This is a genomic window from Xanthomonas maliensis (assembly GCF_009192945.1).
In the GTDB taxonomy this organism is placed as follows: Bacteria; Pseudomonadota; Gammaproteobacteria; order Xanthomonadales; family Xanthomonadaceae; genus Xanthomonas; species Xanthomonas maliensis.
Genome location: NZ_NSET01000004.1, coordinates 162428 through 186940 on the forward strand (window position 1 = coordinate 162428; position 24513 = coordinate 186940).

At 67.6% G+C, this 24513-nt stretch carries 20 protein-coding genes and 1 pseudogene; 6 read left to right on the forward strand and 15 right to left on the reverse strand.

The features are described from left to right. Positions 1 to 50: 50 nt before the first annotated feature. From CKY51_RS01345 to aspS, 9 genes are all read right to left on the reverse strand, one after another. Positions 51 to 1169, reverse strand: coding sequence for an SMI1/KNR4 family protein (locus CKY51_RS01345; RefSeq protein ID WP_022973826.1), 1119 nt, complete (start codon positions 1167 to 1169; stop codon positions 51 to 53). A 2-nt stretch (positions 1170 to 1171) separates the two neighbouring features. Beyond that, entirely contained in the window at positions 1172 to 3085 is a 1914-nt protein-coding gene (locus CKY51_RS01350; RefSeq protein ID WP_022973825.1) for a potassium transporter Kup, read from the reverse strand. Between the two features lie 57 nt (positions 3086 to 3142). Next, positions 3143 to 3727, reverse strand: coding sequence for a Holliday junction branch migration protein RuvA (gene ruvA, locus CKY51_RS01355; RefSeq protein ID WP_022973824.1), 585 nt, complete (start codon positions 3725 to 3727; stop codon positions 3143 to 3145). A 133-nt stretch (positions 3728 to 3860) separates the two neighbouring features. Continuing rightward, complete coding sequence (gene ruvC / locus CKY51_RS01360; protein WP_022973823.1) at positions 3861 to 4382, reverse strand: crossover junction endodeoxyribonuclease RuvC; 522 nt, start codon at positions 4380 to 4382, stop codon at positions 3861 to 3863. A gap of 124 nt (positions 4383 to 4506) precedes the next feature. Further along, positions 4507 to 5241 carry a YebC/PmpR family DNA-binding transcriptional regulator gene (locus CKY51_RS01365; RefSeq protein ID WP_022973822.1) on the reverse strand — a complete coding sequence of 245 codons (735 nt, stop codon included), beginning with the start codon at positions 5239 to 5241 and terminating at the stop codon, positions 4507 to 4509. Between the two features lie 72 nt (positions 5242 to 5313). Continuing rightward, positions 5314 to 5985: an esterase/lipase family protein gene (locus tag CKY51_RS01370; protein ID WP_031340540.1), complete on the reverse strand. Its 672-nt coding sequence runs from the start codon at positions 5983 to 5985 to the stop codon at positions 5314 to 5316. Positions 5986 to 5997: 12 nt separating this feature from the next. Beyond that, positions 5998 to 6522 carry a GNAT family N-acetyltransferase gene (locus tag CKY51_RS01375; protein WP_022973820.1) on the reverse strand — a complete coding sequence of 175 codons (525 nt, stop codon included), beginning with the start codon at positions 6520 to 6522 and terminating at the stop codon, positions 5998 to 6000. Positions 6523 to 6525: 3 nt separating this feature from the next. Next, the gene (locus tag CKY51_RS22565; RefSeq protein ID WP_022973819.1) at positions 6526 to 6819 is read right to left on the reverse strand and encodes a hypothetical protein; all 294 of its coding nucleotides are present in this window, start codon (positions 6817 to 6819) and stop codon (positions 6526 to 6528) included. Between the two features lie 30 nt (positions 6820 to 6849). Further along, the gene (gene aspS / locus CKY51_RS01385) at positions 6850 to 8601 is read right to left on the reverse strand and encodes an aspartate--tRNA ligase (RefSeq protein ID WP_022973818.1); all 1752 of its coding nucleotides are present in this window, start codon (positions 8599 to 8601) and stop codon (positions 6850 to 6852) included. 154 nt (positions 8602 to 8755) lie between these two features. Between aspS and CKY51_RS01390 the strand changes: the two genes are divergently transcribed. After that, the gene (locus tag CKY51_RS01390) at positions 8756 to 9499 is read left to right on the forward strand and encodes a DUF3011 domain-containing protein (RefSeq protein ID WP_152248767.1); all 744 of its coding nucleotides are present in this window, start codon (positions 8756 to 8758) and stop codon (positions 9497 to 9499) included. 108 nt (positions 9500 to 9607) lie between these two features. Here CKY51_RS01390 and CKY51_RS01395 read toward each other — a convergent pair whose 3' ends face one another. Next, positions 9608 to 9913, reverse strand: coding sequence for an FmdB family zinc ribbon protein (locus tag CKY51_RS01395; protein ID WP_022973815.1), 306 nt, complete (start codon positions 9911 to 9913; stop codon positions 9608 to 9610). A gap of 163 nt (positions 9914 to 10076) precedes the next feature. On the opposite strand from CKY51_RS01395, the gene CKY51_RS01400 reads away from it, so the two are divergent. Together CKY51_RS01400 and CKY51_RS01405 are read left to right on the forward strand one after the other, a co-directional pair. Beyond that, positions 10077 to 11321 carry an MFS transporter gene (locus tag CKY51_RS01400; protein ID WP_022973814.1) on the forward strand — a complete coding sequence of 415 codons (1245 nt, stop codon included), beginning with the start codon at positions 10077 to 10079 and terminating at the stop codon, positions 11319 to 11321. Between the two features lie 408 nt (positions 11322 to 11729). After that, complete coding sequence (locus CKY51_RS01405) at positions 11730 to 13883, forward strand: phosphocholine-specific phospholipase C (RefSeq protein ID WP_022973813.1); 2154 nt, start codon at positions 11730 to 11732, stop codon at positions 13881 to 13883. Between the two features lie 272 nt (positions 13884 to 14155). Here the strand turns inward: CKY51_RS01405 and CKY51_RS01410 are convergent, their stop codons facing one another. The 3 genes from CKY51_RS01410 to bla all read right to left on the reverse strand — a co-directional run bounded on the left by CKY51_RS01410 (position 14156) and on the right by bla (position 17917). Next, positions 14156 to 15712: a glycosyltransferase family 39 protein gene (locus CKY51_RS01410; protein WP_022973812.1), complete on the reverse strand. Its 1557-nt coding sequence runs from the start codon at positions 15710 to 15712 to the stop codon at positions 14156 to 14158. Between the two features lie 209 nt (positions 15713 to 15921). Beyond that, positions 15922 to 16860 carry an alpha/beta hydrolase gene (locus CKY51_RS01415; protein ID WP_022973811.1) on the reverse strand — a complete coding sequence of 313 codons (939 nt, stop codon included), beginning with the start codon at positions 16858 to 16860 and terminating at the stop codon, positions 15922 to 15924. Positions 16861 to 17002: 142 nt separating this feature from the next. Then, entirely contained in the window at positions 17003 to 17917 is a 915-nt protein-coding gene (gene bla, locus CKY51_RS01420; protein WP_031340536.1) for a class A beta-lactamase, read from the reverse strand. A gap of 97 nt (positions 17918 to 18014) precedes the next feature. Between bla and ampR the strand changes: the two genes are divergently transcribed. Continuing rightward, positions 18015 to 18890, forward strand: coding sequence for a LysR family transcriptional regulator AmpR (ampR, locus tag CKY51_RS01425; protein ID WP_022973809.1), 876 nt, complete (start codon positions 18015 to 18017; stop codon positions 18888 to 18890). Between the two features lie 21 nt (positions 18891 to 18911). Here the strand turns inward: ampR and CKY51_RS01430 are convergent, their stop codons facing one another. Next, complete coding sequence (locus CKY51_RS01430) at positions 18912 to 19415, reverse strand: YcxB family protein (protein ID WP_022973808.1); 504 nt, start codon at positions 19413 to 19415, stop codon at positions 18912 to 18914. Between the two features lie 43 nt (positions 19416 to 19458). Beyond that, positions 19459 to 21318, reverse strand: a complete 1860-nt coding sequence (locus CKY51_RS01435) for an ABC-F family ATP-binding cassette domain-containing protein (RefSeq protein WP_022973807.1) — start codon at positions 21316 to 21318, stop codon at positions 19459 to 19461. 178 nt (positions 21319 to 21496) lie between these two features. Here CKY51_RS01435 and CKY51_RS01440 point away from each other — a divergent pair, with 178 nt between their 5' ends. Beyond that, on the forward strand, positions 21497 to 23887 hold the full coding sequence (locus CKY51_RS01440; RefSeq protein WP_022973806.1) for a TonB-dependent receptor plug domain-containing protein: 2391 nt from the start codon (positions 21497 to 21499) through the stop codon (positions 23885 to 23887). A 138-nt stretch (positions 23888 to 24025) separates the two neighbouring features. Then, positions 24026 to 24451 (forward strand): annotated as a pseudogene (locus CKY51_RS01445) (VOC family protein). The last annotated feature ends 62 nt before the right edge of the window (positions 24452 to 24513 follow it).

Here is a 24513-nt window from a genome sequence, read left to right on the forward strand (position 1 = left end):
CCGCCCATCATCGCATGCCGCGTGCGGCGGGCACAGCACCGCACCTACGCTCAGGTGTCGAGTTCGGCCTGCCGCAGCAGACCGAAGAACGCGTCGAAGCTCGGCGCCCGCCAGGTCGGCACCAGCCCCTCCCAGCGTTCGATGTACACCACCTCCGGCTCATGCTGCGGACCGCGCGCGCGGTAGTCCAGGCACAACAGGCAATCGACGTTGTGGGCCGACAGCACCAGCACCTGCTCCAGACCGGCATGCAGGCAGGCTACCCCATTGAAGTCGTCTGGATCTTCGAAGGCGGCGGCCATGTCCAGCACGCTCCCGACCTGCGCCAAGGGCAGCAGATGACGATCCACCAGCACACAGTCCCAGTCCACGTAACGGTCGGACGGAAAACGGGTGCGCGGCACCCAGCACCACTGGGTATCGCCGCCGTCCTGTACGCCGTAGAGACGTTTGAACAGCGCAGGCAGGCGTACGCCCAGCCGCGCTTCGGCAGCGGACAAGGCCTGCTGGTCCGCCGGCGCGCCTGCCGCATTCCAGTGCCCGGGGCCACTCCAGAAGGTTGCCAACGCCGGTGGCTGCGGCTGCCACTCCAACACGTCGCCATCGTGCCTGGCCTGCAACGCGGGCGACCAATACACGACGTCGACCAATTGCGACAGCAGCGCATCCACGCTCTCGAATGCGATCAGGCGTCGTTTGCTGTGCGCGTCGACGTACACGAGGCCGGGCTCGGCGTCGGGGGATGGGTAATCCAGACACAGCGCGCGGCCAGGGGCGCGGTCGTCGGCGGCAATGACGATCAGCAGGCGATCGTCGTCACTGACGGCCAGGCCGGCGTAGGCGTCGTCGCGATACTCCTCGCGCGCCCGCACCTCGGCAAAGGAAAACAGGCCGGCAGCCCCGAGCAGGCGCGCGCGCGGAATCAACCACTCGGCCTTCAGCCAGGCATCCGGGCGATCCAGCGAGCGCCCGCGCGCCATCTGTACCGCGCCGCCGTCGTAGCGCGCATACAACTGCCGCAACCACGCCGGCAGCCGCACCCCGAGGCGCTGCTCGGCCGCCGCGATCGCTGTAGCCGTGGCCGGCTCTCGGCCCAGATTCAGCCCTTCATCCCACAGCGTCTCCAGGGACGGCCCGCTTCCATAGACCATCCACTTGAGATCGGCCATGGTCAGATCTCGACTTGCGCGCCCAGTTCGACCAGGCGATTGCCGGGGATGCGGAAAAATCCGGTCGCCGGGGCAGCGTTGCGATGCATCAGCGCAAACAGCTTGTCGCGCCAGATCGGCATGCCGCGATTGGCACTGGCGACGATGGTCTCGCGGCTGGCGAAATAGGTGGTACCCATCGGGTCGAAATAGATCCCGCCCTGGTCGCAGGAGCGCATCAGCGCCAGCGGCACGTCCGGGGTCTCCATGAAGCCGAAGCGCACGATCACCCGGTAGAACTCGTCGCCGATGGCGTCCATCTTCAGCCGCTGCTTGGCCGAGGCGTACGGTACCTGCAGGGTCTCCACGGTCAGGAACACGTTGCGCTCGTGCAGCACCTTGTTGTGTTTGAGGTTGTGCATCAGCGCATGCGGCACCACCATCGGGTCGGCGGTCAGGAACACCGCGGTGCCGGGCACGCGCACCGGCGGCGCCAGCATCAGCCCGGGCAGGAAGGTGTCGAGCTTGATGCCGTCCTTGCGGATCTCGTCGTGCAGCAGCTTGCGGCCGCGGCGCCAGGTGCGCATCAGGGTGAACAGGATCAGGCCCAGCAGCAGCGGGAACCAGGCGCCGTCCAGGAACTTGATGATGTTGGCGTAGAAGAACGCGCAGTCCACCGCCAGGAACACCAGCGCGAACAGCCACAGCGCCGCCCTGGGCACGCGCGGGTTGGCGCGCGCGTAGATGACCATCAGCACGGTGGTGATCAGCATGGTGCCGGTCACCGAGACGCCGTAGGCGGTGGCCAGCGAGGTGGAGTCGCCGAAGCCGATCACTGCCACCACCACCAGCGCCAGCAGGCACCAGTTCACTGCGGGCACGTAGATCTGGCCGATGGTGGAATGCGAGGTGTGGCGGATGTGCATGCGCGGGATGTAGCCCAGTTGCATCGCCTGGCTGGCCACCGAGTAGGCGCCGGTGATCAGCGCCTGCGAGGCGATCACCGTGGCCGCGGTGGCCAGCACGATCATTGGGTACAGCGCCCACTCCGGCACCGCCTCGTAGAACGGGTTGCTGACCGCGGCCGGGTCGCGCAGCACCAGCGCACCCTGCCCGAGGTAGGTCAGGGTCAGCATCGGCAACACCACGAACTGCCACGAGCGGCGGATCGCCCTGGCGCCGAAATGGCCCATGTCCGCGTACAGCGCTTCGCCGCCGGTGACCGCCAGCACCACTGCGCCAAGCACGAACACCGCATGCCAGTTGTGTTCTGCAAAGAAGCGCACGCCCCACCAGGGGTTCAGCGCATGCAGCACTTCCGGCGCGCGCGTCATGTTGTAGATGCCGATCGCGCCCAGTGCCACGAACCAGACCAGGGTGATCGGCCCGAACGCCTTGCCCACCCGCTCGGTGCCGAAGCGCTGAGCCATGAACAGGATGCCCAGCACCACCAGAGTGATCGGCACCACGAACGGCTCCAGCCTGGGCGCGGCCACCTCCAGGCCTTCCACCGCCGACAGCACCGAGATGGCCGGGGTGATCACGCCATCGCCGAAGAACAGCGACGCGCCGAAAATGCCGAGGATGCCGACCACGTACATCGAGCGCGAGCCGCCCGGCAGAGTGCGCTGCGCCAGCGCGGTCAGCGCCATGATGCCGCCCTCGCCATCGTTGTCGGCGCGCATGATCACGGTGACGTACTTGACCGTGACCACCAGCATCAATGCCCAGAACACCAGCGACAGGATGCCCAGCACGGTGTCGTGGTCCGGGGTCAGCCCGTAATGCGGCGAGAACGCTTCCTTGAGCGTGTACAGCGGACTGGTGCCGATGTCGCCGAAGACGACGCCGATGGCGGTCAGCATCACCCCAAAGCCCGTCTTGGCATGCGGATCGTGGCTGCCCGGGCGGGCGGCGGAACTGGAGGAGCTGGACATGGAGGGAAGAGTAGCGCCAGAACGTGAAGAAAGCGGGTAGCCGGGCCGACCGGGCGGTCAGCGCAGCGCGGCCTGCAAGGCCTTGCGGATCACCGTGGCGACGTCGTCCCCCTCGGCCCCCGCATCGCGCGCCATGCGCGCCGCCTCGGCGGGTTTGTAGCCCAGCTGCTGCAGGGCGACGGTGGCCTCGGACACCGCGTCCGGACCGAGCTGGCCTGTGATCGGCGCGCCGCTGCTGAAATCGGCCGCACGATCGCGCAGCTCCACCACCATACGCTCGGCAGTCTTCTTGCCGATGCCGGGAATACGCGTCAGCGCGGTGATGTCGCCGGCGGTGATCAGGCGGGCGAACTCGTCGACGCTGACCCCCGACAACACGGCCAGGGCGATCTTGGCACCGATGCCACTGACCTTCTGCACGTCGCGAAACAGCCGTCGTTCGCCTTCGCGCAGGAAGCCGTACAGCGCCACGCTGTCTTCCTTCTGGGCGTAATGGGTGAACAGGATGACGTCGCGACCGACATCGGGCAGATCGTAGAAGGTGCTCATCGGCGCCTCCAGCTCATAGCCGACCCCACCGACATCGATCACCAGCCACGGCGGCTGCTTATAGGCGAGGATCCCGCGCAGACGGCCGATCATGCGGAAGCTCCGGGACCCGGGACCCGGGACCCGGGACTCGTAAAGGCGATGCTCGCCGGAGCTTCATCGCTCGATGCTGGTCGCGTCCCGGGTCCCGCGTCCCCAGTCCCGGCCTTTCCCGACATCTTCATGCTCATTTCCGGCTCCACGCCTGTTGAGGATTGACGCCCAATCGCTGCGCCGTGGCGCGCACATGGGCGTGGGTGATGGCCACCGCCAGCGCATCGGCGGCGTCGGCCTGCAGCTTGCCTTGCAACTGGAGCATGAGCCCGACCATATGCTGGACCTGCCCCTTGTCCGCGCCGCCGCGACCGACCAGGGCCAGCTTGATCTCGGTCGCCGCATACTCGTGGACGGCCAGATCGCGCAACACTGCCGCGCAGATCGCCGCGCCGCGCGCCTGGCCGAGCTTGAGCGCCGAGTCGGCACTCTTGCCGACGAACACCTTCTCGATCGCCACTTCCTGCGGCCGGTAGGTCTCGATCACCTCCGACAACCCATGCAGCAAACGCTTCAGGCGCTGGGCGAAATCGCCCTCGCCCAGCAGCAGCAAGGGCGCGTGATACACATGACGACTGCGCCCGCCAGCATCCACATCGATGATCCCGATGCCGGTGCGCTGCGATCCCGGGTCGATGCCGAGGATGCGAATCACACCGGGAGCGGGAACCTGCGATGAGGGGCTGGCAACCGCCAGCTCGGCGACGACCCGACGGCTGCCAACGCGCGTCCGGGACCCCGGCCCCGCGTCCCGGGTCCCGTTGGGAGGCATCGCGCGCCTACGCCCCCGCGCCCAGCGCGGCCTGGTCGACGTTGGAATACACGTCCTGCACGTCGTCGAGGTCTTCGAGCATGTCCAGCAGCTTGCGCACCTGCACGGCAGTGTCGCCATCGACGGCGATATCGTTTTCGGCACGGAACGTGATCTCGGCGTGCGCCGGCACCAGGCCGGCGGCCGTCAGCGCGTCGCGTACCTGGGCGAAGCTTTCCGGTGCGGTCAGCACGTCGATGGCGCCGTCTTCCGGATACACCACCACGTCGTCGGCGCCGGCGTCGATCGCCGCCTCGGTCACCGCATCTTCGTCGGCACCGGCGGCATAACTGAACACGCCCAGGCGCTTGAACATGAAGGACACCGAGCCATCGGTTCCCATGTTGCCGCCGCATTTGCTAAAAGCATGGCGAACATCGGCCACCGTGCGCACGCGATTGTCGGTCAGGCAGTCGACGATCACTGCCACGCCGCCGGGGGCATAGCCCTCGTAGCGCACTTCCTCGTACTCCACGCCTTCCAGCTCGCCGGTGGCCTTCTTGATGGCGCGCTCGATCACGTCCTTGGGCATGTTGGACGCCAATCCCTTGTCCATCGCCACGCGCAGGCGCGGATTGTTGGCGGCATCGCCACCGCCGGCGCGCGCGGCCACGCTGATCTCGCGGATGATCTTGGTGAAAATCTTGCCGCGCTTGGCGTCGGACGCGTTCTTGCGGGCTTCGATCGAGGGGCCTCTACCCATGGAGCATTCCAGACTGGCTGAAGACAGGGCGCGGATTTTACCTGATTGGCGCCCCCTTACGCGGCGGCCACCTCAGTGCTGGAATCGCCCGCTGCCCAGAAAGGCCAATGCCTGCCGCGCCGCGGCTGGCGACAGCAACAGGCCGCTGTGGCTGGCGCGGACCACACAATGGTCGCGCAGGCCGGGCAGCTGCGTTTCGCCCAGGCTCACGGTTCCGTCCGACACCGCGCCAAGCGGAGCCAACCAGTGGCCCAGCCCGCGCGGGACGCAGCCGGCGACCTGGCCGATCTCGGCTGGGCCGTCCCAGTGCCCCACGCCCTGCTGCAGCAAGTCGGCACTGCGACCCATCGCCCACGGCAGGCCGCGTCTGGCCAACCCACGCGCCACACCGCTGCCGGCCAGCGGGCTTCCCAGGCAGACCACCCGTCGCACCGGCAGCTCCGGCGCACTGCGCAGGGCTTGTGCGGCAATCAAGCCGCCAAGGCTGTGACAGACCAGCGCTTGCGCGCCGGTCGCGCGCAGGCGGCCAATCAGCCGCGGCACCGCCTGCGCGGGACCGCCCAGGACGCTGGCGTAGCCGAACAGCGCCGGCCGATACCCCCCCTGCCGCAATCGACGTGCCAGTGGCAGCAACCAGAGCGGGGAATTCCAGATGCCATGCACCAGCAGGACATCGGCCAGTGCGCTGCCGCCGGCGTCGGCTGGCGCCAGCACGCGCAGGGGCACGACAGGCGGAGACGACATCGACGTGACCGCTCAGCGGGACGACAGGCGCGGCTCCCGCCGCAGGATGAATTCGCGATCGACAGTCGCGCCGACCGGGAAATCGTATTCGCCGACCTGCACGAAGCCATAGCGCGCATAGAAGCGTTGGGCGCCGAAGTTTTCCGACCACACGCCGATCCATAGCGTCCGTGGGCCGTCGCGCTCCAGCCACTGCAACGCCGTCTCGAACAGGCGGCTGCCCCAACCGCAACTCTGGTATTGCTTGAGCAGGTAGAGCCGTTTCAGTTCGCCATCGCCCGGACGCACCTCGGCATGCGGCAGGCCGCAGGGACCGGCGGCGGCATGGCCAATGGCCACGCCCTCATGCTCCAGCAACCAGATCGCATAGTTGGGATGGCCGAGCACGATCTGCGCACGCTCGACCGAAAAGGTCTCGATCAGGAAGTCGCGCAGATCCTGTTCGGGATAGAGATGACCGAAGGTCTCGGTAAAGGTGGCGGTAGCGATCCGCGCGACCGCCGCGGCATCGTCCAACGTGGCGCGGCGGATCTGCATGGCTCAACGGCCCTCTTCGGCCTCGTCGTCCTCTTCCTCTTCTTCGTCCTCGGACTCCTCGTCTTCGGACTCTTCATCGTCCTCGTACTCGTAGTCGTCCTCGCCGAAGTCCTCGCCATCCCAGCGCCCTTCCGGATCGGGGACGAAGGTCAACGGCGCGTTGGCACCGGCGCCGACGCGCACCAGCCAGCCGCCGAAGACGCGCGCACGCTGGGTGGTGATGGTGTCTGTGGCCCCTTCATTTTCCAGCGTCTCCCACTCGAGGGCGAAGGCCTGGTCGTTATCGGTCTCACTCATGTCGCTGTCTCCGCTGGGAGGGATGGGGAATCACTTGGCCTGCGGCCGGACCTGCACGTGCACTTCGGCCAGCTGCGCATCGGCAATTGGCGACGGCGCATCGGTCATCAGGTCCTGCGCACCGGTGGTCTTGGGGAAGGGAATCACGTCGCGGATCGACTCGGTGCCGGCCATCAGCGCGGCGATACGGTCGATCCCGAAGGCGATGCCGCCATGCGGGGGTGCGCCGTAGTTCAGCGCATCGAGCAGGAAGCCGAACTTGGCGCGCGCTTCCTCGGCACCGATGCCGAGCAGCTCGAACACCGCGCTCTGCATGTCCGGGCGATGGATACGGATCGAACCGCCACCGATCTCGTTGCCGTTGAGCACCATGTCGTAGCCGCGCGAGACCGCGGTCCTGGCATTGGCACGCAGGTCGGCGATGTCGTCCACTGCCGGCGCGGTGAAAGGGTGATGCAGGGCGACATAGCGTTGCGCCTCCTCATCCCATTCGAACATCGGGAAGTCGGTGACCCACAACGGACGCCAGCCCTCGGCGACCAGGCCAAAGTCCTTGCCGGCCTTCAAGCGCAGCGCGCCCATGAAGTCGGACACCTTGGTGTAGCTGCCAGCGCCGAAGAACACCAGGTCGCCATTGCCGGCACCGACGTGGGCCACCAGCGCAGCGAAGGCCGGCTCGCTGAAGAATTTCTGGATCGGCGAGCTGATCTCGCCGTTGTCGGCGATCTTGATGTAAGCCAGGCCCTTGGCGCCGTACTTGGCGGCATGCGCGGCGTATTCGTCGATCTGCTTGCGCGACAGGCTGGCGCCGCCGGGAATGCGCAGTGCGGCGACACGACCATCGGCATCGCTAGCCGGGCCGGTGAACACCGCAAATTCGCTGTCCTTGACCAGGTCGGCCACGTCGACCAGCTCCAGGGCGATGCGCAGGTCCGGCTTGTCCGAGCCGTAGCGACGCATCGCCTCGGCCCAGGTCATGCGCGGGAAGCTGGCGTCCAGCTCGACCTCGGCCACTTCCTTGAAGATCGCGCGGATCATCTCCTCGACGAAGTCCTGCACATCGCGCTCGCGCACGAAGGCGAACTCCATGTCCAGCTGGGTGAATTCCAGCTGGCGGTCGGCACGCAGGGCTTCGTCGCGGAAGCAACGGGCGATCTGGTAGTAGCGGTCGAAGCCAGCCACCATCAGGATCTGCTTGAACAACTGCGGGCTCTGCGGCAGTGCGTAGAACTCGCCCGGATGCATGCGCGCCGGCACCAGGAAATCGCGCGCGCCTTCCGGCGTGGCCTTGGTCAGGATCGGGGTCTCGATGTCCTGGAAGCCGCGCGCATCCAGATGGCGGCGCAGCGCCTGTACCAGCTTGATGCGGGTGCGCTGCATGCGCTGCATCTCCGGGCGGCGCAGATCCAGATAGCGATACTTCAGGCGGGTGTCCTCGCCCGGGTTTTCGTGCGCGTGGAACGGCAACGGCGCGGCCTTGTTCAACACGGTGATACGGCTGGCGATCACTTCCACCTTGCCAGTGCGCATCTTGTCGTTGACCGCGTGGCGGGCACGCACCACGCCTTCCACCTGCAGCACGTCTTCGTAGCCCAGCGACGCGGCCACCGCGAACACCTCGGCGTTGTCGACTTCCACCGTCACCTGCACGATGCCTTCGTGATCGCGCAGATCGATGAAACAGACGCCGCCCTGGTTACGGGCCACGTCGGTCCAGCCGGCGAGGGTGACGGTTTGGCCGATCAGGGTCTCGTCGACCAGGCCGCAGAAGTGGGTACGCATCGAAAGCTCCGCTGGAAACCGGCGCAGGACGGCGCCGGAGAGCCGGGTATTCTGCGGCCCACGGCCGGCCGGGGCAAATGCGCAGGCGGTCACGGTCGCTTAAGTCGGCGCTAGGCTGAATAGGCACAACCTCCTCTCGTTGCAGGACAAGACCATGTCGCGCACAGCCTTGCTCTTTGCCGCCTGCCTGGCCCTGCCCGGCCTCCTGATCAGCCGCCATGCCCACGCCCAGGACCGCGGCTGGGACGGGCCATCGATCACCTGTTCCAGCAACGACAATCGCCGCCGCGAGTGCGACACCCCATTTCGCGGGCGCGCGGTGCTGGTGGAGAACATTTCCGGCACTCGATGCATCGAAGGACGCAACTGGGGCAGCGCGCGTGGGCGGATCTGGGTGGACAACGGCTGCCGGGGCCGCTTTGTCGAGGCCCGCGGCGGCTGGGGTGGCGGCTGGGACCGCGACGACGGCCCGGCCGCCGCCGGCACGGTGCGCTGCGAAAGCCGCGACCAGCGCCAGGCGGTCTGCCAGACCGGCTGGCGTCGCGCCACCCTGGTGCGCCAGCTCTCGGACACCCGCTGTGTCGAGGGCCGCAACTGGCGCCAGGCACCGGGACGCATCTGGGTGGACGATGGCTGCCGCGGCGAGTTCGCCGAAGCCCGTGGCGGTTGGGACGGTGGCTGGGGTGGCGGCCGCCCGGCGAACGACTACGCGATCACCTGCAGCAGCGACGACCGGCGGCTGCGCACCTGTGGCTGGGACGGCCGCTACGGCGATCCGGTGCTGACCCGCCAACTCTCCGACACCCGCTGCGAAGAAGGTCGCACCTGGGGATACGACCGTCGCCGCGCCACGGTCTGGGTCAACGACGGCTGCCGCGCCCGCTTCGAGGCGCGCTGAGCGCGCAAGCGCGGTTGCTCGAACATGCGCCGACGTGGCCGCAGCGCAGACTCGCTAACCGCGTGTTCGCCAGCGACGGCGCCGGAGTGTCCAGCAGTGTCGGCCTGCTCAGGACGCGGCGGATGGGCTCGCCGACGTCGCTGCGGCCGGCTTGGCGGAGGCAGCATCCGCCGCAGGTGCGCTGCCGGCAGCAGCGCCGCTGTCGACCAGGTTCTTCTTCTTTTCGCCGGCGGACTTGAAGTCGGTTTCGTACCACCCGCTTCCGGACAGGCGAAAGGCCGGTGCAGTGACCTGGCGGCGGACGCTGCCGACGGCAGCGCAGGTTGGGCATTGCTGCGGATCCGGATCGGCCATCTTCTGCAGGCGATCGAAGGCGTGGCCACAGCTGGAGCATTGGAACGCGTAGATAGGCATCGTGCGGTAGGTGCGGTGCGGATGGAGCGGCCGCAGATTCTACGGTGCGCGCTGGCATCAATGCAGCAGCGCCGGCGCCTCCCCTGCCCCTCGGCGCTGTTCGGAGGGACTGTTACACTGGCCCGGTGACCGACGCGCCTTTCCCCACACGAGGGCCGCAGCCGTGTTGCGGCTGACCGCCCTATTGCTCGGCGTCGGCCTGCTGCTGACCGGCAGCGGGCTGCTGGGCACCTTGCTCGCCGTGCGCGGGAGCCAGATCGGCTTCGACGCGCGCGCGCTCGGCCTGATCATGTCCGGCTACTTCGCCGGCTTTTTCCTCGGCACCTTCTTCGCTCCGCCGCTGATCCGACGGATCGGGCATGTGCGCGCATTCGCCTTCTACGCCGCCTTGGCGGCGATTGCGGTGCTGCTGCATCCGATCTGGCTCGACGCCTGGGGCTGGGGGCTGCTACGGCTGCTGACCGGCGTGGCGCTGGTCGGCCTGTACACGGTGATCGAAAGCTGGTTGAACGCCGAGCCGGACGCACGTCGGCGCAGCCGGGTGTTTTCGGTCTACATGGCGGTGAATCTATCGGCATTGGCATTGGGCCAGTTGCTGTTGCGGGCCGGCGATGCGGCCGCGCCGGCAATGTTCACGCTGACGGCGATCCTGATCTGCGCGGCGGTGATGCCGGTGGTCACCACGCGGCTGATCCCGCCGGAGGTCCCGCAGGTCTCGCGGCTACGGCTGAAGGCACTGTATGCGCTGGCGCCGGTGGCGACCGTCGCGGCCGGCTTGTCGGGTCTGGCGATGGGCGCGTTCTGGGGCCTGCTGCCGGTGTATGCGGACCGGATCGGCCTGGATGCCGATGGCGTCGCATTGTTCATGCTCACCGCCATCGTCGGCGGAGCGGCCCTGCAGTGGCCGATCGGGCGGATCAGCGATGGCCACGATCGGCGCATCGGGCTGGTGGCGGTCAGCGTGCTGGCCGCGGCCACTGCGATCGCGATCGCGCTGCCGGTCGTGCAGGGCAACCTGCAGCTGCTGTTCGCCTTGGTATTCGTCTATGGCGGCCTGGCCTTCTCGCTGTATCCGTTCGCCGTCGCCCACATGCTCGACTACCTGCCGCGCGAGGACCTGCTGGCCGGCTCCAGCAGCCTGCTGCTGGTGCATGGGGTGGGCGCCGCACTGGGCCCTGCGCTGGCGGGTGGGGCAATGCAAAAATTTGGTCCGTTCGCGCTGCCGATGTACTTTGCCTGCATGCTGGTGTTGTTGGCGGGGTTCGTCCTGCACCGACTGCTGCGCTTCACGCGCCGCCGCCCACACCCGATCGCCTTCCGGCCGATGGTGCGCACCACCCCAGCCGCGCTGGAACTGATGCCGGAGACCCAGCAGGCGCCAGCGCCGACGCCGCGGCGCAGCTCCTGAAGCGCGCGCAGGGCCAGTACCGACTAGCGCATTGACGAAAACGCAGGGATCCCTGCACGCGTCCTCGGCATGTGGAAGCGCGACGGGGCAGTCATCCCGACGCAACGCAGGCGCAGCACACTACCGCTTTTCCGCGCATCCGCGCTGCCATGGAAACGCCGTCCGATCTGCAGTCGCGATTAATAGCGCGCGCGTTGTTGGTCACGGCCAACGCCGTGGTCAACGGCCGCGCACGCCATTCGCGCCACGCAGACAGTACTGCGGTGGACCTGGCCGCCCGATCTCCGATAGCGCTGCGTGCAGGAGATCGCCTGCAAGCAGCACGCGCCGGCATCGCCGCACATGGCGCCCTTCCCCGCTCCCAACGCGGCAAGATGACCCGCAACCGAGCCAGCCTCAGGTGACCGCATGATCAACCTTCCGCGCCGCCGCCTATTGCAGGCCGGCCTGGCATCCAGCGCTGCCAGCCTGCTCCCCAGCATCGCGCGCGCCGCCGCGATCGCCCCGGCCGTGCGCAGCGGCACGCTGGACGACCTGCAACATGTGGTGATCCTGATGCAGGAGAACCGTGCCTTCGACCATTACTTCGGCAGCCTGGCGGGTGTGCGCGGCTTCGGCGATCGCTTCCCGATCCCGGCGCCGCCACTGCCGGAGACGCCGGCACGCACGGTCTGGCTGCAACCCAGCGCCGACGGCAGCCGAATGCTGGCACCGTTCCCGCTGCACACGGCGCGCGACTTTGCCACCATGCGTGTCCAAGGCACGCCGCACACCTGGCCCAACGCGCAACAAGCCTGGGATCACGGCCGCATGGGCCAGTGGCCGGCGGCCAAGCGCGACCACGCGCTGGCGCACTACACCCGCGACGACCTGCGGTTCCAGTTCGCGCTGGCGGAAGCCTTCACCGTGTGCGACGCCTATCACTGCGCGATCCAGGCCGGCACCAATCCCAACCGAGTGTTTCTGTGGACCGGGCAGAACGATCCGCTGGCGCGCGCCGGTGGCCCGGTGATCGCCAACTCGCACGACAACTTCCCCGAGCTTGGCGGCCATCCGGACGACTATCGCTGGCCCAGCTACGTCGAGGCATTGCAGCAGGCCGGGGTGTCCTGGCAGATCTACCAGGACATGGGCGACAACTTCACCGACAACCCGCTGGCCGGCTTCGCGCCGTTTCGTGCCGCCTGGCGCGGTGCGCCCGGGCACGACCCGCAATTGCGCGAACGTGGTGTTTCCAGCCGTAGCCTCGCGCAGCTGCGCGAGGACGTGCTGGCCGCGCGACTTCCGTCGGTGAGCTTCCTCATCGCCGACGCCGCCGGCAGCGAGCATCCGGATCCATCCAGCCCGGCGCAGGGTGCGGCCTATACCGCGCGCGTGCTCGACGCCCTCACCGCCAATCCGGCGGTCTGGGCGCGCACGGCGCTGTTGCTGATGTTCGACGAGAACGATGGGTTCTTCGACCACGTGCCGCCACCGGCACCACCTTCGCCCGATTCCGCAGCCGCAAACGGCTGGGCTGGTGCCTCCAGCGTGCCGACCGATGGCGAATACCATGTGCATCCGGCGCCGGGCGACGACAAGGCCGACCTGCCGGAATGGCGCGGCTGCCCCTACGGCCTGGGCCCACGGGTGCCGTTGTACGTGATCTCGCCATGGAGCCGCGGCGGCTGGGTCGATTCGCAGGTCTACGACCATACCTCGGTGTTGCGGTTGCTGGAACGTCGCTTCGGCGTCGCCGCCAGCGGAGTGTCCCCATGGCGCCGCGCGGTCTGCGGCGATCTGGTCGATGCGTTCGATTTCCGCCAGGCCGATGCACGCACGTTCGTCGCCGCACTGCCGGATGTGCGCAGCGCCGCGACGCGTGCGGCGGCGCTGCACGAGCACACCGTCCCGCCGACGCCATCGCAGTTGCAGCCGCCGCAGCAGGCGTTTGGCGTGCGCCCTGCACGTGCCTTGCCCTATCGCCCGACGGTGCAGTTGCAGCACCTGCAGACGCGCGGCGCGGTGCAGTTGCAGATGACCAACGCCGGTGCGGCGGTCGTGCTGCACGTCTACGACCGCTACGACCTGGCAGCAATCCCGCGCCGCTACACGATCGCTGCCGGCGCGGCGCTGGACGGCATCTGGACCACCTACGACGGGCGCTACGATCTGTGGCTGCTCGGCCCCAACGGCTTCCATCGCCATTATCGCGGCGACCTGGATGCCGCGCCGCTGCTGGCCGACATCACGCAAGACGCGGACGAGGCGCAGGCGCTGTGCCTGACGTTGCGCAATCCCGGCAACCGCCCACTGCAGGTCACGCTGGAACCCGGCGCCTATACACAGGCGCAACCGCGCAAGCGCATCACCGTCGCCGCCGGCAGCGAGCACCGTGAGCGCTGGAGCGCCGCACCGACTGGCGGCTGGTACGACCTGTGGCTGGTCCAGGGCAGCGCGCGCCAGCGTCTGGCCGGACGCATGGAAACCGGCAAGCCCGGCATCAGCGACCCGGCGCTCGGCGGGCCGGCACGGCTGTATCAGGACGACCCGCCACGCATTGACGGCCCAGGACCTGCGTAAGACCGGTGGGATGGGAAAGGGGAGATTCGGGACGGAGCGGACCGATGTGCACCGTCATCGGCTCGCGATCGCCGTGCCGCCGCGCCATGCGTATCGGCGTCGCCGATGGCCTTTTTCAGCGCAAGCGACAACACGGTCTGCTGGTCTGCTGCCGCGGTTACGCACCCTGTCGAGCGGCAGCGGCCGCCCGGCAAGGACAGCCATTGATGCGCCGCCCCTGAGCGCCCTGGCCGACGCGCACACCGCGTCGCCGGCCACGCCGCTGGCGTGCACTACCGATGCAGCCAGTACCGGCAATCGCCGATCGTCTGCGGCGGCGCGCCAGCGGAATAACGCTGCACGATCGCGGCGTGCCACTGCGCCCGTTGCGGCGTGCTGCCGACCTTGTTGGGGCAATCGACCATCGCCGCCAGCGGCAGGCCACCCAGCGCAGTGTCGGTGCTGGCCAGCGACTGCAAGGCCTGATCGGACGCCCAGTCGGCAATCATCACCGCGCGGCGCCCGGACCGATACGGCAGCTCGGAGGACCAGTCATCGCCGAAAGCCACCACCACGCCCTGCTCGGGGGTCGCGGCACGGATCTGTTCGGCGATCTGCGAGATCGACGTCGGCGCACGCGCTTCCTTCATGTTCTTCAGCGAGCTCACCAGGCCAGAGCCCAGTGACAGCAGGCACAGGAACACCGCGAATGCCACGCCGCGGCCGGGTTTACCGATCGCCTGGCCACGCTGCACCACCCACCACAGCACCAAGCCGACGATCGAGGTGGCGAACACCACCTGCGCGAACTGGTAATAGGGATGCACGACCTGCAGATTGGTGAAGGCCAGCATCGGCGCCAGATAGGCGAGCAATAGCACTATCACCGCCGCGCGGATCTGGCGGATCGACAAGCCGGCGATGAGGATGATCAGGAACACCCAGTTCGAACCGACCGGTCCGGCGAAGCGCTTCTTGAAGATGGTCCCCCACCAGACGGCCGGATCCAGGCGCTGCTGCAGGGTGCCGTAATTGAAGCCCGACAGGCTGTCGGACGTGACCTGTTGGCCCAGTACCGACTGGGACTTCAAGAGATCCGCATGGTGCAGCCAGAGCAGCAGCGCCACCAGCGCCGCCACGGCCGCCACCGCGCCCCAGCCCAGCAGCTTCCAGTGCCCAACCAACCACTGCGGACGCCAGCCATGCTCGCGCAGCGCCACCCAGGCCAGGGCCATGACGGTGAAGACCGCAAAACCGAAGAAGGTGGTGATCTTGATCAGGGCTGCCAATACTGCGGCGGCAACGGCGACCACGCCATGCCAGGCCCGCGGCTGCACGTACAGCCGTGCCATCGCCCAGACAAACACCAGGCCGAAGAACACTGCGGTGGATTCCATCATCACCGAGCGTCCCCACAACTGCGCCAGCGGCGACACCGCGAACGCACCGGCGATGCACAGTGCCAACACGCGGTCGGGGCGCAGCACCAGGGTGATGCGATAACTCATCCAGATGCAGGCCAGGTGGAACAAGGTGGACAACAAACGGCCGCTATTGTCTGCACTCATGCCGGTGGCCTTGGACAGCAAGGCAGCCAGCCACTGGAACAGCGGCAGCTCGAACGGGATCGACCACGGCGCGCCGAGCACTGGCGTGAGATAAGACAGGAAGGGTCCGCCGCGCAGCATCCAGTCGATCGACAGGACGGTCTGCGTCTGCCGGAAACCGGACGCATCGATGGGTGGCATCGACCAGCTGAAGACCAGCATGATCAACAGCGCGATGGCCGAATAGCACAGCAGGATCCGGGCCGGTAGCAGGCCACGGTCGGGGGGCAGTTGCTGGTTCACGTGTCGCGCTCCTGTAGGCGCCGGCCAGCAAGCACAAGGCGGCCGGGCGCGCAGTGTCGGTTCTGCGGGCAGCGAGCGCAAGCCGTTGTCGGCGCCGGCAGCTGCCAGGAGCTCGCCGCATCTGCCGGTCCAGCACAGTGCCGCCACACCTGCGATCACCTTAGCGCGCGATGAGCGCGCTGCCGCCCCTTTTCAGCAGCGCGGACCAATCAATGCAGCACACCGATCGTATGCAGCCAGGTTTCGACCAACTGCGGCCACTTGGCGATCGGCAACCCTTTGGCGCGCAGACCGAAGGCATGGCCACCCTGGGCGTACACATGCATTTCCACCGGCACGTCGGCGTGGTTGAGCGCCACGTAGTACGCCAGCACCTGCGAAACGCCATCCACATGATCGTCCTGCGCCTGCAGCAGGAAGGTCGGCGGGGTATCGGCGACGACACGAATGTCCGGACGCAGGTCCAGATGGGTGGGATCGCGCGTGTCGTCATCCTCGTCCTCGTGCGCCCAGAGATGGCCCGGGTACACGGCGATGGCGAAATCCGGGCGACAGCTCACGCGATCGGCCGCATCCACCGATGGATAGGTACGCTCGGCGAAATGGGTGCTGGCCGCGGCCACCAGGTGGCCGCCGGCGGAAAAGCCCATGACCCCGATCTTGTGTGGGTCCACGCCCCAGGTCGCGGCCTGCTGGCGTACCAGGCTCAACGTACGCTGGGCGTCTTGCAGCGCGGTCTGTACCTTGGGGTAGTAACGGCGCCCATCCACCCAGGTCGGCCCGGAGCTCGGCACGCGGTACTTCAGCAGCACGCAGGTGATGCCGCGCGCCGCCAGCCAGTCGCAGATCTCCGTGCCCTCCAGATCCATCGCCAGCATCTGGTAGCCGCCACCGGGAAACACCACCACCGCCGCGCCAGTGTTGTGGCCCTGCGCCGGGTACACGGTCATGGTCGGCCTGCTGACGTTGTCGACCCTGGCTCCGGGCCCGGCCGATTCCGGCGTCGGATGCGGCAATGCATTCGGCACTGCGCCTGGCCAGATCGGTACCTGCACATGACCTGGCGTGGGTTCCCAGACGCGCCCCTGCGCAGCATGCGCGCACAGGCCAAGGACGATGGCAAACGTACAGCAGACGAACCGGCGCATGGCGAGCTCCAAAGGGATCGACAGGACTGCTGGGAAGGCGCGCGGCGGCCATCCGCCGCGTCGCCGCTGGATCGGCGGTGTTCTCGCCTGCCACCAAGCACGCGGCGCGCACCGTGCGGCAGGCGAGAGAGAGCAAACGCGGCTAGATGGCGCGCGTTGCGCGTGTCGGCCACCAAGCCGCCACCGCCTGCGCCACGGCCTTCAGCGCCGCATCGCGGGCGTCGGCATCGACGGTCGCCTTGTTCAAATACGTGGTCAACAGCAGCGGCGCCTGCTGCCCCGGCACCCAAACGATGCCGATGTCGTTGCGGCTGTCGGTGCCGTTGTTGCCGGTCTTGTCGCCGACCTTCCATCCCTGCGGGAAACCCGCGCGCAGGCAGTCGTCGCCGGTGCGATTGTCGATCATCCACTCGGTCAGCCGCTTGCGCGAGGCCGGCAGCAAGGCATCGCCCACCAGCACGGCGCGCATGCTGCCCAGCATCGCCGCCGGCGTGGTGGTGTCGCGCGGGTCGTCCAGGGCGAAATTGTTCATCGACGGCTCGTTGCGATCCGAGCGGGTCTGGGTGTCGCCCAGGGTTCGGATGAAGGCGGTCAAGCCGGCCGGATCGCCGACCTGGGTCAACAGCAGGTTTGCCGCCACCCCGTCGCTGAAGATCATCGCCGCCTGACACAACTCGGCGAGGCTAAGGCTCCCGCCCACATGCGGCTTGGTCGCCGGCGCATAGGACAACATGTCCTCGGCACGGATCGGCACCTGCCTGTCCAGCCGCAACTCGCCTCGGTCGACCCGCTGCAAGACCGCAGCAACCAATAAGAATTTGAAGGTGCTGCAGAGCGGGAAGCGCTCGTCCTGCCGCTGCTCGATCCGCTGGCCGGTGGCGGTATCGAGCAGGCTGATCCCCAGCCGCCCGCCGCTGCGGCCTTCGATCTCGGCCCAGCGGACACGCAGCGCGGCCTCGGCGCTTGGCTTGGACGGCTTGATTGCCAAGGCATTCCCGGATACCGCCAGGGCAATCCCGACCCCGGCTCCGCGTAGAAACTGTCGCCTGCTATGCATTGGTCACCTCCCGGAAAGCCCGCAGTATCGAGGTCCCCGGTCACAGCGACCAGCGCGATGTTTCGATCTCAGCCATGAATTGAACTAATCTCTATACATGGTCCGCCCTCGCCTTCCGCTCAATGCCCTGCGCGCCTTTGAGGCCGCCGCACGTCACCAGAACCTGACCCGCGCGGCCGACGAACTGTGCGTAAGCCAGGCCGCGCTCAGTCATCAGATCAAGGCGCTCGAGCAGCAGCTGGGCCTGCGCCTGTTCCATCGCCTGCCGCGCGGCGTGGCACTGACCGACGAGGGCGCGGCCTTGGCGCCGGTCCTGGGCGAATCGTTCGACCGCATCGCTGCGACTCTGGAACGCTTTGCCGACGGACGCTATCGCGACGTGCTCAGTGTCGGCGTGGTGGCGACCTTCGCCACCGGCTGGCTATTGCCGCGGCTGGCGGCCTTCCATGCCGCCCATCCAGGTATCGAGTTGCGCCTGCTGACCCATAACAACCGCGTCGATCTGGCCGCCGAAGGGCTGGACCTGGCGATCCGCTTCGGCGATGGCGACTGGCAGGGCGAGGTGGCGACCCCGTTGATGGAGGCCCCGTTCGCACCGGCCTGCGCGCCGGCGCTGGCGCGGCTGCTGCGCACACCCGAAGACCTGGCCAAGACGACCTTGCTGCGCTCGTATCGGCTGGACGAATGGCCGCGCTGGTTTCGCGCCGCGGGCGTGGCCGAGGTCGCCGCGCGCGGCCCGATGTTCGATTCCTCATTGGCCCTGGCCGCCGCCGCAGCCGCCGGTGCCGGCGTGGCGCTGCTGCCGCTGCCGATGTTCCACCAGGACCTGGACGCCGGACGCCTGAGTTGCCCGTTCCCGATCCGCCTGGACGCCGGGCGTTACTGGTTGACCCGGCTGCGCTCGCGCCAGGAAAGCAATGCCGAGCTGCAGTTGCGCAGCTGGTTGTTGGACGAGCAGCAACGCGCCGCGTGAAACAGGCCGGCACGCGCCGCGCTATACCGATCGCGCGCCCTTGCCGACACGCAGCGCCAGTTGGCGAAACGCCTCGTACTGCGCCTTGTCGGCGAACCAGTGCGGGGCGAACAGTTCGAACAGTTGATCGTTGTGGTACAGCAGCAGGATGCGCGCGTTCTCGCGGCAACGGAGGTAGTCCGACCACGGGCGGCGCAGATGCCCTGCCGACCAGCGGATTTCGATGCCGTCCTCGTCCCAACTGTAGGTGTAGGTGTGCCGCAACGCGACGTGCTGCGCATGCAGGCGCTTGACCCGCCACCGAATGCCCCATAGGTGCAGCACGGCGAGTGCGACCACTCCGCCGCCGCAGCCGCCGAGCAGCATCGCGCCGAAGACCTTGCCCGCCCCGCTCAGCAGCAGCCCCAGCCCGACCAGCAGCAGGACGCCCAGGAAGACGCTGGCACGTACGGCCTGATGGCGTGCATGCAGCCGCTGTGCGGCCATATGGTCTTCCAGGCTGATGCTGGCGGTGATCGTGTTCATGCTGTCCCTGTCATGGCGCGATGGCGGCATCAGCGATAGCGGCTCAGGCGCCGTCGATCAACTCCATCCACGCCTGCTCGGCCTGCGCCAGCCGCTGCGCAGTGGCCTCGCGGTCGCGGCCCAACACCGCCATCTTCTCGGCATCGGCGTAGGCTTTCGGATCGGCCATTTGCCGGTCCAGCTCTGCCAGCGCCGCCTCGAGCTCGCCCACGCGCTGCTCGGCGGCGGCCAGCTTGTGCGGGTTGGCGGCTTTCTTCTGCACCAACGGCTTGGTCGGTGGCGGCGGGGTTGGCGCGGCCTCGGCCAGCTTCTGCTTGGTGCCTTGCGCGGCGGGGCGGGTGCGCAGCCAGGCGGCGTAGTCGTCGAGGTCGCCATCGAACGGCTCGACCACGCCATCGGCCACCCGCCAGAAGGTGTCGCAGACCAGGCCGATCAGGTGGCGGTCGTGCGAGACCATCACGATCGCGCCCTCGAAATCGCTGAGCGCCTCGGCCAGCGCTTCGCGCATTTCCAGGTCCAGGTGGTTGGTGGGTTCGTCCAGCAGCAGCACGTTCGGTTGCTGCCAGGCAATCAGCGCCAGTGCCAAACGCGCACGCTCGCCACCGGAAAAACCGTCGACCGGCTCGAACGCGCGATCGCCAGGGAAGTTCCATTTACCGAGGAAATCGCGGAACGCCTGGTTGGCGCCATCCGGTGCCAGCTCGCGAAAGTGGTCCATCGGCGACTGGCCTTCGTGCAGCGACTCCACCGTGTGCTGGGCGAAGTAACCGATGCGTAGATCCGGATGCGCGGCACGCTCGCCAGCCAGCGCCGGCAGCTCACCGACCAGGGTCTTGACCAGGGTGGTCTTGCCGGCGCCATTGGGGCCGAGCAAGCCGATCCGCTGGCCGGCCTCCAGACCGAAGCCGACGTTGTGCAGCACGACCGCATCGCGGCCATAGCCGGCCTCGACGTGATTCAGGCGAATCAGCGAGAACGGCAGCTTGGCCGGGTCGGCGAACTGGATGCGGAATTCGCGCTCGGCGCGCACCGCCTCGGTGCCGGCGAGTTTTTCCAGGCGCTTCATGCGACTCTGCGCCTGCGCCGCCTTGGACGCCTTGGCCTTGAAGCGGTCGATGAAGCTCTGCAGATGGGCGCGCTCGGACTGTTCCTTTTCGTGCGCGATCTGCTGCTGGCGCAGTTGTTCGGTGCGCTGGCGCTCGAAGTCGGTGTAACCGCCCACGTACAGCTTGGCGGTGCCGCCATGCAGATGCAGGGTGTGGGTGGCGACGTTGTCGAGGAATTCGCGGTCGTGCGAGATCAGCAGCAGGGTGCCGGGATACTTGAGCAGCCACTGCTCCAGCCAGTACACCGCGTCCAGATCCAAGTGGTTGGTCGGTTCGTCCAGCAACAGCAGATCGCTTGGCATCATCAGCGCGCGCGCCAGATTCAGGCGCACCCGCCAGCCGCCGGAGAACGAGGACACCGCACGATGATGGGTGTCGGCCGGAAAGCCCAGCCCGTGCAGCAGCTTGCCGGCGCGCGCCTCGGCGTCATAGGCGCCCATTTCGGCCATCTTCTGGTGCGCGTTGGCGACCGCTTCCCAGTCTTCGCGCGCCGTCGCTGCCGCTTCTTCCTGCAGCACCGCGGCCACCTCGGTGTCGCCGCCGAGCACGAAGGACAACGCCGGGTCCGGCAGCGAGGGGGTTTCCTGCGCCACGCTGGCGATGCGCACCTTACCAGGCAATTCCACATCGCCCTTGTCCGCCTCCAGCTCCCCCTGGACCGCGGCGAACAGGCTGGACTTGCCGGCGCCGTTGCGGCCCACCACGCCGACGCGGTAGCCGGCATGCATGGTCAGGTCGACATTGGACAACAGCAGCCGCTCGCCGCGGCGCATGGAGAAGTTACGCAGGGAAATCATCGATGGACGGTCCAATAGAACGAAAAGGAATGAGCAGATGAGCAGCACTCCTGCGACACCATTCTAGCGTTAACGAATAATTAGCGCCTTCAGGTTGGACCCATGGGCCTATGCCCACGCGCGATCGCCACCTGCCTCGTCTTGCCGGTCCCGCGCGGACCCACGTTCCGGAGTTGTCATGAACATCCCCCTGTCCTCGCTTGCGACCGCCGTGGTCGCTGCACTGCTTGCCTCCCCCGCCCTGGCCCAGACCGAGGCCTCTGCGCCGGCCGCCACCGCCAACACCCTGGACACCGTCATCGTGACCGGCACCCGGGTGTCCGACCGCACCGTGGCCGAATCGCAATCGCCAATCGACATCATCAGCGCCGAGTCGCTGGCGGCGACCGGCACCCCCGAGCTGGCCACTGCGCTGGCACGTGCCCTGCCCTCGCTGAACTTCCCGCGCCCGGCGCTGAGTGATGGCACCAGCGCGATTCGCCCGGCACAGCTGCGTGGCCTGTCGCCGGACCAGGTGCTGGTGTTGGTCAACGGCAAGCGTCGCCACACCTCGTCGCTGCTCAACCTCAACGGCACCATCGGCCGCGGCGCTGCGGCGGTGGATCTCAACACGATCCCGGTGGCGGCGATCGCCCGCGTCGAGGTGCTGCGCGACGGCGCGTCGGCGCAGTACGGCTCCGACGCCATCGCCGGCGTGGTCAACATCGTGCTCAAGGGCACGGAAAAAGGCGGCAGCCTGCAGGCCGGTTTCGGGCAGTACTCGGCTGGAGACGGCAACAATTATGAGCTGTCCGGCGACACCGGCGTGGCCTACGGCGGCGACCGCGGCTGGCTGCACGTGGCCGCGCAGCTCAACCAGCAAGATCCCACCGACCGCGCACGCGGCTATGCCGGCGCTCCCAGCGCATCGCAACCGGCGGTCGGCCAGAAAGCGTTCAAAATCGGCGACCCGCAGGTCGATGCGCAGGCCGCCTCGCTCAATACCGAGTACCAGTTCAGCGACACCGTCACCGGCTACGCCTTCGCCACCGCCAGCAACCGCAACATCGACGCGTTCGCCTTCTTCCGCGCACCGGGCAACACCGCGCAGAACATCGTGTCGATCTATCCGCAGGGTTTCTTGCCGGAGATCCAGACCTATGCCAAGGACCGCGCGCTGGTCGCTGGCGTGCGCGGCGCCACGGCCGGTGGCTGGGACTGGGATGCCAGCTACAACTACGGCTACAACCGCATCGACTTCCACACCCGCAACACCCTCAACGTCAGCCTCGGGCCGACATCGCCGACGGAGTTCTACGACGGCGCGCTGGAGACCACGCAGAACATCGTCAATCTGGACGTCAAGAAGGGCTTCGACTGGGGCCTGGCGTATCCGGTGACGGTAGCCTTCGGCGCCGAGTACCGCAACGAGAAGTGGAACCAGTCGCCGGGCGAACCGGGCTCGTATTTCCAGGCCGGCACCCTGGCCGGCGGCGCGCAGGGTTTCGGCGGCTTCGCCCCCAGCGTGGCCGGACGCTATTCGCGCGACAGCTATGCGCTTTACGCCGATATCGAAGCCGACCTCACCGACAAGTTCTCCGCCGGCCTGGCCGGCCGTTACGAGGACTACAGCGATTTCGGCAACCAGACCTCCGGCAAACTGTCGGCACGCTACGCCTTCAGCGACAAGGTCGCCTTGCGCGGCACGGTGGCTTCCGGCTTCCGTGCACCGTCGTTGGCCCAGCAATACTTCCAGTCCACCAGCACCACTTTCCTGGCCGGCAATCCGAATCCCTTCGAGATCCGCACCTTCCCGGCCAACAGCACGGTGGCACGCGCATTGGGCGCCGAGCCGCTGGACGCGGAAACCTCGCTCTCCTACAGCCTGGGCCTGGTGCTACAACCGACCGACGCGCTGTACCTGACCGTGGATGCCTACCAGATCGATGTCGACGACCGCATCGTGCTGTCGTCCAACCTGACCGGCGCGGGTGTCCGCAGCCTGCTGGAAGCGCAGGGCATCTTCGGCATCAACGGCGGCCGCTATTTCACCAACGCCGTGGATACCCGCACCCGCGGCGTGGACGTGGTCGGCAGTTATCGCTGGCAATTGGCGGCCAGCAGCATCGACCTGACTGCCGGCTACAACTACTCCGAGACCGAAGTGCGCCGGGTGGCGCCGAATCCGGCCGCGTTGTCGGCCAATGGCCTGAGCCTGGAGCGCATCGATCGCACCGAACGGGGGCGGATCGAAGAAGGCTTCCCGCGCGACAAGTTCCTGCTCAACGGCAGTTGGAGCAACGCGCAGTGGACGTTGGCACTGGGAGCGACCCGCTACGGCAAGTACAGCACGCGTCCATCGGACGCGCGCAACGACCAGACCTTCGGCGCGAAGTGGGTGGTGGATGCATCGGCCAGCTACAAGATCGATCGCTGGACGCTGACGCTGGGCGCGGACAACGTGTTGGACGAGTATCCGGACGAGAACAACTTCGCCAACTCCACCAGCGGCCAATTTCCCTATAGCAATCTGTCGCCGTTCGGCTTCAACGGTGCCTACGTGTACGGGCGCATCAACTACCGCTGGTAATGCGCGCTGAGGCTCTCAAGAAGCAACGCCCCGGCTGGCCCGGGGCGTTGCGCTTGTGCTCGCCATGCGCCACGACGTGACGCGCGCATCGCGGCAGCCGTGATAGCACTGCCACTCCGATCGCCACAGGAGTGCAGCATGCAGACAGAACACCTGTTTCGCGGGCGCTTGATCGACCATCTGCATCTCGTTGTTCACGACCTGCCGGCGAGCCGGCGCTTCTATCAGTCAGTGCTCGGCGTGCTGGGCATTGCGATCGGCGGCGAAGGCGAGGGTTACTTCTGGGCCGACGAATGATTCGTGTCCGACCGCATGACGGTCGCGCAGGGACACCTGACGGGACGTCACCACCTGGCCTTCCAGACACGCGATCACGCGATGGTACAGGCCTTCCATCGAACGGCGCTCGCCCATGGCGGCCGCGACAACGGCGCGCCCGGGCTGCGGCCCTACCACCCCGACTATTACGCTGCCTTCGTGCTCGATCCGGACGGCAACAACATCGAAGCGGTTTGCCACGGGGTTGCGCAAAGCAGTGTGGAGGCGGTCCGAATTCGCGACTGATATGCAAATTTCATAGCTGCTATTGCAACAGCCGTGTTGGCACCACGACGGTGCAAATTGCG